This is a genomic window from Colwellia sp. (genome assembly GCF_013214175.1).
In the GTDB taxonomy this organism is placed as follows: domain Bacteria; phylum Pseudomonadota; class Gammaproteobacteria; order Enterobacterales; family Alteromonadaceae; genus Colwellia.
Genome location: NZ_JABSPA010000001.1, coordinates 200,235 through 212,705, shown reverse-complemented (window position 1 = coordinate 212,705; position 12,471 = coordinate 200,235). Strand labels below are relative to the sequence as shown.

Here is a 12,471-nt window from a genome sequence, read left to right as displayed (position 1 = left end):
TTAACAAACTAATAAGCTCATCATGCAGTATATGGCTCATGGAAGAACCCCTATGTCGGCTTATTTTGCACGTAATTCAAAAGAAAGATCAGGTCAAAAAGTAACTAATCCAATCACTAACACCACATTTTTTGATAGCAAGAAAAAAAGCTTCTTAGTTATAGTGCTGGTATTGTGTTTACTACCTAGCCTACTCAATTTATTGGGCCTCGACTTCTCTTCCAACATCACCGCCTTAAAACCTAATCAAGCGATTGAAGCAAACAACTTGTTTAATGCCCTTGCCGGAGCGCTTCATCACACATTACTAGAATGGTCTGCGGTAGTTTTAGCTTTACTTACTTTTATTCTGGCATTGGTGCATTACCGTATCCATCGTGATGTTGCTATCCCTATAATGGGCATGGCAATTTTTTGTGCTGGCTCAGTCGATGCCTTTCACACGTTAGCCGCCACTCGTATTATTTCAGCACAAGCAGCAAATACCGATTTCATTCCTTTTACTTGGGCTTTATCACGGATATTTAATGCTTGTATTATGATAACCGGTACCCTGATATCTTTTATGCTTTACGCAAGGCAGCGGCAAGCTGACAAAGCTGACAAAGCTGACAAAGCTGACAAAGCTGACAAAGCTGACAAAGCTGACAAAGCTGACAAAAATAGTATTGAATATGCACAAGCAAAGAGTAAAAAGGATTATCGAGCAATACTCATTATCGGCCTTTGCTTTATCACCCTAGCTTATGTCTTAGTTCATATTGCCGCGAATAGCACCAGCTTACCGCAAACAATGTTTAAAAATGCTCTGATCACTCGTCCTTATGATGTCTTACCCTTAGGTTTATTTATCTTTGCCGGCAGCTTATTTATCAACTTATATAAGCAATTTCCCACCTTAGCCAAATATGGCTTATTACTTAGTGTTATCCCCGAGGTCACCACACAAATTCATATGGCCTTTGGTTCAACGGCATTGTTTGATAATCACTTTAATATTGCCCATAGCTTGAAAATACTGGCTTACGGTTGTGCTTTTATTGGCTTACTTCTTGATTTAAAAGTAACCTCTATAAATAAACTGAGCCAAGAAGCGCGAACTAGTTCACAAGAAAATATGACTTCGCTGAAAAATTTAACTAACGATGCACTATTGAAAAACAAGTTGTTAGAGGTTGGTCATGCTCGATACTCTATTAGCATGCAAATACCTATTGCCGCTTTTATTTTGGTATTAAGTGTTAGCACTTTGGTAAGCTTTTTATTCTATTTCGAAACTGAGCGCTTGTTAACTCAACAAACCAGCAATGAAGTGGCTATTGAAAGTAACCTTGTTGAACCTATGATTGAACAACTTTACAGCCAAGCCAATTCTGACATCTTATTTTTGAGTCGTTCTCCTGGAGTGCAAGGGATGCTTGAGTCTTTTGAAAGTAGTGATGATCATAACTACCGATTGTGGAAAAGACGAATTGAGCAAACCTTCAGTGAATTCCTCATTAATAAAGAATTCTATTATCAAATCCGTTACATAGGTATCGCTAATAACGGCCAAGAATTAATTAATGTCCGCAATGATAGCCAAAGTATCGTTATACCAAAGTCTCGTTTACAGCAGAAATCCACTAGTCCATATTTTAAAGCCACTATAAATAAAGACCCTGGCCAAGTATATTTCTCCAAAATAGAGCTTGCTAAGAACTACGGTAAAATTGAAAAACCTCATAAACCGGTCTTACGAGTAGCAACACCTATTTACCATCCAAGCACAGGTGATATATTTGGCCTTATCATCGTTAATATAAATTTTGGCGACTTTATTAGCCAACTTAAAACCAGAGAGTTAAGCCAATTATCTTTTTACTTAACCAATGAAGAGGGCGACTTTGTTTCACACCCTGACAATAGTAAAACCTTTGGTTTCAACCTAGCACAGCGTTATTTAATACAAGATGAATTTCCTGAGTTAGCACCTGTGATTAATGAGAAATTAACCGAATATAGGATGGAGAGTGTCACTATTGATGACCATAAGTTTCTAGGCCATTATCAGCAAGTCAATTTAAATCGCTTTGATAACATTCATCAACTTAACTTATTGGTACTAAAAGACAGTACTGAAATGGAACAAACGCTAGCGGCCTTTAGAATTCGTAGCTTATTACTGGGTAGTGCCTTAGCTTTAGTTGCATTAGCCATAGCAACCGTTGCCGCTAGGCGTATTGCCACGCCATTACAGCAAATAACAGATAGCTTAGAAAATTATGAGCAATCTAATACTTTAAGCACACTACCCACCCAAAGTAGCACCGAAATTGGTGTGCTCGCACGTAGCTTTAATAATCTATTTACCCAGATGCAATTTGCTCTGCGTGAGCAAGAACACTCGGCATTACTGGCAAAACAAAGCTCAGAGCAAATAAATGCCATATTTTCCAGTGCCGCGGAGGGTTTTATTACTATCAATGAACAAGGCGACATCATTGCTTTTAACAAAGCGGCTCAAGAAATGTTTGGTTATAGCGAGGCAGAGGCGCTTAATCAAAATGTTCGTACTTTAATGCCCATTCAACAAAGCTCAAAACATGATGACTACCTGAATCAATATAAAGTAACTGGCATAGCTCATATAATGGGCATAGGTAGAAAATTACGCGCACAGAAAAAATCAGGGGAAATATTCCCCATCCACTTATCTATATCAAAGGTCACCAGTGAACAAGGCATAGTTTTTACTGGCATTATCCGAGACATTTCAAAAGAAGAATTACTCGAGTTAGAGCAAGAGCAACATCAACGCGCCTTAATGGAAGTGAACGAGCGAGTAAGCCTAGCAACTGACTCCGCAGGCATAGGTATTTGGCAATATAATATAGCTAATGACAAACTGACTTGGGATAAATGGATGCATAGAATATATGCAACAACGCCACAAAACTTTGTTGGCAATTTATCTGATTGGCAAAAATCTGTACACCCTGAAGATATCGACTCTGCTAATCAAGCAGTCTTAGATGCCATTGAAAAAAAGAAAAATTTTGATTATGAATTTAGAATCGTTACCCCCACAGGAGTAGTAAAACACATTAAAGCAATGGCTTTAGTAAAACTCGATAGTAATGGTGACGCCGTGCAAATGACCGGTGTTAACTTTGATATTACTGAGCGTAAGGCTGTTGAACAAGAGCACATTGCCGCCAAAGAATTAGCGGAAGATACAGCTCGCCATAAAGCTGAATTTCTTGCCAGTATGAGCCATGAAATTCGTACGCCAATGAATGGCATCCTTGGCATGCTTGGCTTACTGCTGAGAAATGATTTAAGCGAAGAACAAATGCATCGGGTGGAGCTGGCTAATTCAAGTGCCGAAGCGCTACTGAGTTTAATCAATGATATTCTGGATTTCTCTAAAGTAGAGGCAGGTAAACTGGATTTAGAAGTGATAGATTTCGACCTAAGAAATCTCTTTGGTGAGTTTAGTGAATCACTCGCTTTAAAAAGCCAAGAAAAAAACATTGAGATTATTTTAGATAATAGAGGCATCCAACAGAGTCATGTCAAAGGCGATCCCGGACGTCTCAGACAAATCCTTAATAATCTAACCGGCAATGCTATTAAATTTACCGAGCAAGGTGAAATAGTCATCTCGGCAAAATTAGTCGAAGAGAAGGCTGTTAATGACAATGAAGAAAGTCAGCTAACCCTGCATTGTAGTATTCGTGATACCGGCATAGGAATACCGGCCGATAAGATTGCCAATTTATTTCAATCCTTCACTCAAGTTGATGCATCAACAACCAGAAAGTACGGAGGTACAGGCTTAGGTCTCGCCATTTGTAAACAACTCTGCCAACTAATGCAAGGTGATATAAAAGTATCCAGTACTTTAGGACAAGGCTCTAACTTTTCATTTACGGTAAGTTTAGCAAAAAGTGAACAAGCCAAAATTGTGCTGCCTGATGTTGATATCAATAACGTGCCCATATTAATCGTTGATGATAATGCTACTAATCGATTTGTATTAAAAACACAATTAGAGCATTGGGGAGCAATTGTTTATGAAACCGAAAGTGGCTTAGCCGCGTTAGCTTTACTTGAAAGTAATGCGAAAAATCAAGAGCAAGCAAATATAAAAATGGCCTTTTTTGATATGTATATGCCCCATATGGATGGTGCGTCATTGGCTAAAAATGTAAAAGACAACCCTAATTTAAAAGAGATAAAGCTGGTAATGATGACTTCTATGGCCGCTCGGGGTGATGCAAACTACTTCAGAGATCTTGGCTTTTCAGCTTATTTCCCAAAACCAGCCATAACAAAAGACTTATTTAAAACTTTAACCTTGTGTTTATCACAAAGTACAAGTTCATCACAAAAATTGCCACTTATCACTCGCCACTACTTAAAAGGTGTTGAATCTTCCGAGCAAGGTAACGATCATATCAGTTTAAGTCAGTGTCGATTATTATTGGTAGAAGACAACCGTATAAACCAAGAAGTCGCTCGTCATATTTTAGCTGAATTTGGTATCGTGCCAGACATTGCCGTTGATGGTTTAGAGGCCTTAACTTTTCTTAAATCAACGAAAGGTAAATTAGCAAACGGTCCATCAATAAAGGGGCAAGCAACTCAAGGTAAGGCGCCATATGATATTATTTTAATGGACTGTCAAATGCCTGAAATGGATGGTTATCAAGCGACTGCAGCCATCCGACAAGGAGAAGCAGGTGACGAAAATAAGGCGGTAACGATTATCGCTATGACCGCCAATGCCATGAAAGGAGATAGAGAAAAGTGCTTGGCCGCTGGGATGACGGATTACTTAAGCAAACCCATTGATCCAGTAAAACTAAAAGAAAAGCTTACACAGTACGCTGAGTTAGTCATTGAAGCTGAAACAATTAGCCCAGCAGTCTTTAATGAACTTGAGCTACCGCCCCTAGTTAAAGTGCCAGAAAAAATAGCCGCTGACAGTGATGGTCCTTTACCTAAAGAGCAAGAGCAACTGATAGTATGGCAAAGGGATGAATTTAGTAAGCGTTTAAATAACAATGAGCAGTTTCAACACAAGCTTATCGCATTATTTTTAGACGATGCGCCCAAACAACTTAGCGCGTTAGCCCTAGGTATTCGCCAACAAGATAACAAACAGCAACATGAAATCAGCCATAAAATTTTAGGAATGACAGCAAACTTAAGTGCTCACGCACTACTCCATCACACCCGTAACTTTAATCACTATTTAACAACATCTCCCCCTGCGTATGCTCAAATAGATACACTATTCCAAGCAATGCAATTAGCTTATCAAGCACTTGAGCAAGAATTAAAACAAGTAATCAATGAAAAGCTCATCAAGAGTTAATAACAAACGAAAAACTTATGACTTTTAGCCGCTCTAGCGAAGGCTAGAGTATCCACTTTTTAGAGTTATTTTATTCGCTTAAATTTGATATGCCAAGCACATTAAGGTATTAATAGAGGTGTAACAACAGCAAAATAAAAATAATACTAATACCAGTCAGAATAAGAAAGTGCTCACGTAGCGAGAATTTAAAGGCTAATAGGCAAGGCTTTGATTGTAGATAATGGTTATTCCTTTATCAAAATCAATAACGTAGCATATAAGCCTTTAAAACTCGCCTTTGGAACACATGGAACACCATGATAACGTTACAAAATGAATGAAATATAGAACGACTATATCACTATTCATTTTGTGTGTTCTAATGTCGCCCATGTAATTCTAAGTGGTCACTTCTTTATGCTGAATGGTATCAAATAGCTAAAGGTTATCACTACACATGATCAAACGTCTTCTGCCCATTTATCATACGGGTTGGTTTTATCTACTTCTATTATTCTGGGGTTTTAGCTTTTGGTATGTTGCCCATGGAGCCCTAAACCAGGTAAACCAATTAAATATTAATACCCTCGCTAAACTAACATCAGTACAAGCTTTACCTGGGAATAACACAGCGTTTGACTCGAATAAAATTTTAACCCTGTATTCTTCTTTCGATGATCACGAGCTAGACTCAATAACAACAATATTGTCATCTCATCCTCAAAGTCAAATCACCTTGCTTGCTAAACCATCAAGCATATTTATGAGCCAACTTGAAAGTTATTTAGCTAACACTCCTAGGTATCATAAAGTGATCATTGCATCCGCGAATAGCTCATCGACACAAGCGCTAAATAGTCAATCGCCAACGCTACTTGCCCGCACCTTGGCTAGGTTTAGATACTCAGCAGAGCATAAAATCAGAAAGGTCAGCTCAAAACACTTTGTCTTTACGCCCTTTTTAATCAATGAGCGACAAAGCTTGCCAATATTATGGCAACAGCAAGATGGAATATACCTAAGTTTAGCCGGTGAAATTCTAAAGCAATTAAGTGTAAATAATGAGCTTAGTCTCAATCAAAATTGGCAATTAAGCTTAAGTAACAAAGAAAATAGCCTAATTCCTGCAGAGCTATTATTAGGGTTTTTTGGCGATGTATTCACTTCTGACAGCGTGGTTCAAGTTAGTCAGGAAAATAGCGCTAAGTTAGACCGCTTATCTAGCCCAGAAGATATTGCTAGTAATGCAGTTGCCCATACTTCGGTAAAGCAGTTTATTGAGCAGCAAAACGCCTTAGATTCTGCTATTTTTTCACCAAGGCAATATAAGGCCATAATTATCATAGATGATAATTATGGCCATCAAAAAATGGTGCTACCTTTAGTTAACAAATTAATTTTAGGTGATTATTTATCGCAAAACTTAAGCACTGTTTTATTATGTTGGGCTTTGGCGGCTGTCGCTTTAATTTTAGCTTGGTTCATACGCCACCTGCATATTAAGCAACAGCTAATAGGCATAGTGAGTTACAGCTTAGTGTTATTTATCATTCAATATTTTATGTTTAAGCAGCAACAATGGCTTGAGGTACTTCCCGTTGTGCTTGTACTGGCGGGCTCATGGTTATTACTTTTAGCTTATCAAAGGGAATATAACTTATTTTTATCGGCTCTTAATTATCGAACAGAGCACTTACCTAGTGCGTCACTCGCCACCATGGTTGATAAGGCTAAATCATTAACCAACAAGCAAGTAAAAATAGCACAGTCATCATCTCCGGCTGTGACAGATGTCACAGTGACAACAACCAATAGTGCCCGAGTAGCATCGCCCGTTAGCACCATAACTTTGCCCGCAGAAGATTTTGAGCAAACCTTAGTGATAGTTGATAATCAGTTACAAAGTCAGAGCAAGCTTAACCATCACTTAACCGTTAAGAATTTTGGCCGCTATCAAGTGGAAGGAATCTTAGGCAAAGGCGCAATGGGTATTGTCTACCAAGGTGTCGATCCTAAAATAAATCGGCATGTTGCCATTAAAACGCTGCAATTAAGTGATGATATTGACTCAGCTGAATTTACTGAAGCCAAAGAAAGGTTCTTTAGAGAGGCGCAAACTGCTGGTGGTTTAAGTCATGCAAATATAGTTACCATTTATGATGTCGGTGAAGAAAACAAGCTAGGTTATATCGCTATGGATCTACTGACTGGCGCGCCCTTATCACTATTTATCCAACCAGGGAAAACACTGCCTATTCCATTGGTTTATCAATTATTAATACAGATAACCGATGCCTTAGATTATGCCCATAAGCAAAACGTTGTTCATAGAGATATCAAGCCAGCCAACATTATTTATGATGATGACTTACTCAAAGTCACGGTAACGGATTTTGGCATAGCCTACGTCAGTGATAACAGTAAAACCCGTACCGGTATTATTATGGGCAGCCCTTATTACATGTCTCCAGAACAAATATTGGGTTTAAAAGTTGACGGTCGTAGTGATATTTTCAGTTTAGGGGTAACATTTTACCAGCTACTTTGTGGCTATTTACCTTTCGAAGGCGAGTCCATCGCCACCGTCGCCTATCAAATTACCAAAGCAAAAGCTGTTGCCGTCAATCAACGAAATCCCGCGTTGCCAACAAGTGCTCAGCGTATATGTAATAAAGCCATGCATAAAGATATAGATAAACGATATCAAAATATGGCAGAATTTAAGCTAGCGCTTGCTAATGCGCTTAAAAGAGACTTTAAAGTCAGCGCACTCTAATAAAAACAAGCTATTAACTAGTCCGTTAAATAACGACTTTTCATCATAAGATAAAGGCACTAACAGTTAACTCCTATGAATTATCACATTAAATCCCTATGTCATCAGGGCGCGATTCGAGACAATAATGAAGATGCCATAAGTTACGGCATTCATAAAGAGCTAGGTGTTGCTTGGATGCTAATTGCTGACGGTATGGGTGGACATAATGCCGGTGAAGTTGCCAGCGCAATGTTAGTTGACCATATCAAATCTGAGTGGGATAAAGTATCCATCACTAACCAAGCTAATTGGCTAACATGGATTACAGAACAACTTAATGCAGCAAATATAGCAATTCTAAACCAAGCAAGCAGTACTAGTGACCAGCAAGGCATGGGCACTACAGGCGTATTAATAGTAATAGAAAATAATAACTGCTATCTAGGCTGGGTTGGTGACTCACGTGCTTATAGTTTAAAAAATAAAAATTTAGTACAAGAAACAGTTGATCACACCATGCTGCAAGAATTAGTGAATAGAGGTGCAATAAGCGCAGAAACCGCTAAAAATTCCAATACCAAAAATCTACTATCGCAAGCAATTGGCGTTCGAGAAAAAATAGCCGTTGATACAGCAACAATTGCAATAAAAAGTGGTGATACCATTATGTTATCAACCGATGGTTTACATGATTATTTAACTGAACAAGAAATTAACCACTATTTATCAGTGTACTCTGAGAATAAAGATGTTTGTCATGACATGGTGTACCGAGCCTTAGCCCAAAATAGTAGGGATAACCTTACGGTAGGCTTAATCCGTGTAAGCAATTAACTAAAAATAAAAATAAATATAAATAAGAATAAGAATAATAATAATAATTAAATTAGGAGTTTATATGGCTTATTTAGCCTTAAGTGTTGAAGATGTAATTATTAATAAATGGCAACTTGTTGAAGGATATTTATCTATCGGCCGTGCAAGTAGTAATGACATTCAAATTAATGATGCCGCAGTCAGTTCAAAACATGCACGTTTAATCACCGAGCCAGACCCATTTATTGATGGTCAATTGATCACTTATTTAGAAGATCTTGCCAGTACTAACGGTATTGAATTAAATGGCAACAAGGTGTCGCGTGAAAAACTCAACCATGATGATGTGATCACTATTGGCTTTAATCAATTTCAGTTAATTGATAAGCAAACAAATAACCTTGATGAAACCGCAATAATTATTAGCTAGTATATTAGAGCACAGGCTAAAAGGTGCATTAGATAAGAGCAGTTGAGAAAGTTCAACTTATTGATAAGCAAGCAAACTTAATAATACTCGATGAAACTACAGTTATTAGCTAGTTCAATAAAAATGTACTAGTTAGAGCCTTTGTCAGAGTAGTGAATTAAATACTATTGAATTCCTAACTAAGCGGATAACTAAGCGGATCAGTGGCTTGCTCAACAACTTCATTCATGACTTGATTAAAGTGAGACTGTCTACGCGAGGTCATTTTATGATGTTGGCGGTTTAATTGTTTTCTTCGTTGATTATTCTTTAAGGTTCTTTTCATTTTATTATCACTCTAGGTAAGATTATTTTTAATTACCCATCGACTATAGCTTGGTGAAATGACAGTTTTATGACAGTAAAGGTATTGATAATGCTGTTATTATTTACCGTCATACCTAGCAATACCTAGCAATACCTAGCAAAGCCTAGTAAGACAATGTGAAGGTCTCTAACGAACAATGATTTAAATAGTTGGCAATGTTTATAGAATAGCTATTCTAATTCAGTAGGTTAATAATATCTGATATAACAAAGCAAGAAAATTAGCCCTAAGCTAATAGACTTGCCTCTACGGTTAAAGCTCTTCTCTGTAACTCTATTTAGCTGAACGTACATAAATAACCTTAACAACATCGCTATTATCATTAACCGCAGTTGTTACGTCTTGTATTTCAACACTAGTATCGTATTCCCTCAGGCTCAACTTTGTCAGTCCGTTCAAGTATTTAAACGTATTCATCGCCTGGTATTTTTTAGCAAAGCTAGCAATGGTCATGTCATTACACCTAACGGTATTGGCGATAAGTCTACCACTATCGTTAGGATAGCCTTTCGACCTACTCAATCTCGCCTTGTCATCAGAGCCAGCTAGCACACATACCTTAGTGGAAAAACTATTATCGCCGGCAACAAACTTATACTGAGTTGAATTGGCATTTACAGCGAATAAAAGGAAGAGAACAAGTGACATCAATTTTAGAATATTCATAACAAAAATCCTATACTATTGAGCCTAACAAGGCGTGCAATGGCAAAAGGCCAAGCACACCACAACTGCTAAGTATTTAGGTTTATATCTGAATGTATTTCATGCATATTCAAGACCTGTTATTTATCTGCCTGTTAACTAGAAATGAATCAATAGTTTATAAATACGTGCCAGTAAATTCCATTGGCTCTGAAATGATTGTGTAAAAATAACTGACAATATCATTATTTAAATAAAGCTTGTCATGTTAGTAGATGATAAATAAATTGTATTAATTACAATGATATTTAACGAATATGCATTGGAATTGAATAGTGTAAAGAAAAGCAGCAACTCTCAATATTTTTATACAATATAACAGCATAAAAAACGTCAATAAGTACGTTTAGCGTTAGGCTGCTAACTATTACATAAACACTTACAATCTAGCTGCGAATCGTGTTTTATTTGGCTGAAATTGCTTGTGCTTCTTTATCAGATTTTGGTTCAGATTTTACAGGAGTAATACTGTCCTGTGATTGACTTTCAGAGGGTAATGTTTCGGGTAAATGTTCTTGTAGTTCTAACGCTTGTTGGCGCTCTAATGCGATAGCATCTTCTTTGGCTTGCTCTTTGGATTTATTATCTAACCAGCTTAAGGTGTCGTAATAACGACGAATATTGTCAACATAATGCACAGGCTCTTCTCCACGTGCATAACCATGTTTAGTATTTTTATAATATTTTTTCTGTTGCAATAACGGCAAACGAGTTTTAACTTCGACCCAGCGGTCAGGATCGCCACCTTGGCGTTGGGTGATAATCCTTGCATCATTTAAATGGCCAAAGCCGATATTATAAGAAGCTAAAGCAAACCAAATACGATCTGGTCTCGGTATTCTATCAGGCATCATAGCAATCATGCGCTTAAAGTATTTTGCCCCGCCTCGAATACTTTGCTCAGTATCTAAACGGCTTTTAATACCCATTTGTTTTGCTGTGGCTAACGTCAACATCATCATGCCACGCACACCGGTATATGAACGTGCTGTTGGATTCCAGTGTGATTCTTGGTAACTAATGGCCGCTAATAAACGCCAATCGAGCTCTTGGGCATATTTCTCAAAAAAATGCTGATATTTAGGTAAAGTTGTTGCTACCGCTTTAATAAATGTCCGGGTTTCAACATAGTTAAATTGTTCAATATGACCATAATATTTGTCATCTAACGCTAGCAAAGTACCGTCGTGATGCACTATGCCAAAAAACTCAATCAGGCTTGCTAAGATATCATCATGACTGTTTTTACTGACCATCCAAGCTAAAGGCTCTGGCTTTTTAATACTAAAACCAATACTTATCTCAGGGTAATAACTGCGGTTAATGGCTAAGTTATTACTGTCAATCACGGTATAATCTATTTCACCACTGAGTACTTTAGCCAAAAGCTCTTCGCTATCAAATTCAATGGTTTCTTGCCAAGTGAGTTCGCTATGGGTTAGCTTTAGCTTCTCAAGGTTTTCCACATAACTTGACCCCGTGGTAACCATTAACTTACCCGCTAAGTCAGCCACTTTTCTCGGCCTGATATTACCTTGCTTAAAGACTAATTTCTGGCTGATAGTTTCATAACTCGGTGCAAAGCGAAAACGCTGTAGGCGCTTTTCAGTTTTTGACAAACTAGCAGCCAACAAGTCAACCTCACCGGTATTTAACTTGATGAAAAGTTCGTTAAGGCTATAACTTGGGATAATGCGCAATTCGACATTAAGCGAGTCAGCATACTTTTTTGCTAATTCATATTCAAAACCAGCAAAGCCATTGGCTGTGGTGTAATAATTTGTTGGTCCGAAGATTGTGCCAACATTGATATAACCTCGAGCTAAAATACGAGATAAACTTGAAGAGTCATTTTTTTTATCACAGCCACTTAATAAAAGAGTGGCAAAAATAAATAAGAGCAAAGAGATAAACTTAGTCATTAGCTTACCCTTTAATTTGCTCTTTAACTTACTAGCTAAGTTAGTAAAGAGTTTAGCTTTTATTGGAAAATATAAATGTTTAGTCATGACCTCAATTGTGTCGTGTATTGTTCTATTAGCCAAGTA

At 37.6% G+C, this 12,471-nt stretch carries 7 protein-coding genes; 4 read left to right on the top strand and 3 right to left on the bottom strand.

The genetic code is table 11. The features are described from left to right. Nucleotides 1-52 precede the first annotated feature (52 nt). The 4 genes from HRT55_RS00880 to HRT55_RS00865 all read left to right on the top strand — a co-directional run bounded on the left by HRT55_RS00880 (nt 53) and on the right by HRT55_RS00865 (nt 9,351). Complete coding sequence (locus HRT55_RS00880) at nt 53-5,365, top strand: response regulator (protein WP_291618126.1); 5,313 nt, start codon at nt 53-55, stop codon at nt 5,363-5,365. Nucleotides 5,366-5,804: 439 nt separating this feature from the next. After that, nucleotides 5,805-8,123, top strand: a complete 2,319-nt coding sequence (locus HRT55_RS00875) for a serine/threonine-protein kinase (protein ID WP_291618124.1) — start codon at nt 5,805-5,807, stop codon at nt 8,121-8,123. A gap of 75 nt (nt 8,124-8,198) precedes the next feature. Then, entirely contained in the window at nt 8,199-8,939 is a 741-nt protein-coding gene (locus HRT55_RS00870; RefSeq protein ID WP_291618122.1) for a protein phosphatase 2C domain-containing protein, read from the top strand. A 64-nt stretch (nt 8,940-9,003) separates the two neighbouring features. Further along, nucleotides 9,004-9,351: an FHA domain-containing protein gene (locus HRT55_RS00865; protein WP_291618120.1), complete on the top strand. Its 348-nt coding sequence runs from the start codon at nt 9,004-9,006 to the stop codon at nt 9,349-9,351. A 175-nt stretch (nt 9,352-9,526) separates the two neighbouring features. Here HRT55_RS00865 and HRT55_RS00860 read toward each other — a convergent pair whose 3' ends face one another. The 3 genes from HRT55_RS00860 to mltF form a co-directional block, all read right to left on the bottom strand. Then, a complete protein-coding gene (locus HRT55_RS00860; RefSeq protein WP_291618118.1) occupies nt 9,527-9,676 on the bottom strand; it encodes a hypothetical protein in 150 nt (49 codons plus the stop codon). 315 nt (nt 9,677-9,991) lie between these two features. Then, on the bottom strand, nt 9,992-10,384 hold the full coding sequence (locus HRT55_RS00855) for a DUF3718 domain-containing protein (protein ID WP_291618116.1): 393 nt from the start codon (nt 10,382-10,384) through the stop codon (nt 9,992-9,994). A gap of 443 nt (nt 10,385-10,827) precedes the next feature. Next, nucleotides 10,828-12,345 (bottom strand): membrane-bound lytic murein transglycosylase MltF, encoded by a 1,518-nt coding sequence (gene mltF / locus HRT55_RS00850; protein WP_291618115.1) that lies wholly within the window; start codon nt 12,343-12,345, stop codon nt 10,828-10,830. Nucleotides 12,346-12,471: the final 126 nt, after the last annotated feature.

What these genes read in the sequence shown, in the direction of transcription:
- HRT55_RS00880 (WP_291618126.1), top strand. Translation starts at nt 53, where the DNA reads ATGTCGGCTTATTTTGCACGTAATTCAAAAGAAAGATCAGGTCAAAAA.
- HRT55_RS00875 (WP_291618124.1), top strand. Translation starts at nt 5,805, where the DNA reads ATGATCAAACGTCTTCTGCCCATTTATCATACGGGTTGGTTTTATCTA.
- HRT55_RS00870 (WP_291618122.1), top strand. Translation starts at nt 8,199, where the DNA reads ATGAATTATCACATTAAATCCCTATGTCATCAGGGCGCGATTCGAGAC.
- HRT55_RS00865 (WP_291618120.1), top strand. Translation starts at nt 9,004, where the DNA reads ATGGCTTATTTAGCCTTAAGTGTTGAAGATGTAATTATTAATAAATGG.
- HRT55_RS00860 (WP_291618118.1), bottom strand. Translation starts at nt 9,676, where the DNA reads ATGAAAAGAACCTTAAAGAATAATCAACGAAGAAAACAATTAAACCGC.
- HRT55_RS00855 (WP_291618116.1), bottom strand. Translation starts at nt 10,384, where the DNA reads ATGAATATTCTAAAATTGATGTCACTTGTTCTCTTCCTTTTATTCGCT.
- mltF (WP_291618115.1), bottom strand. Translation starts at nt 12,345, where the DNA reads ATGACTAAGTTTATCTCTTTGCTCTTATTTATTTTTGCCACTCTTTTA.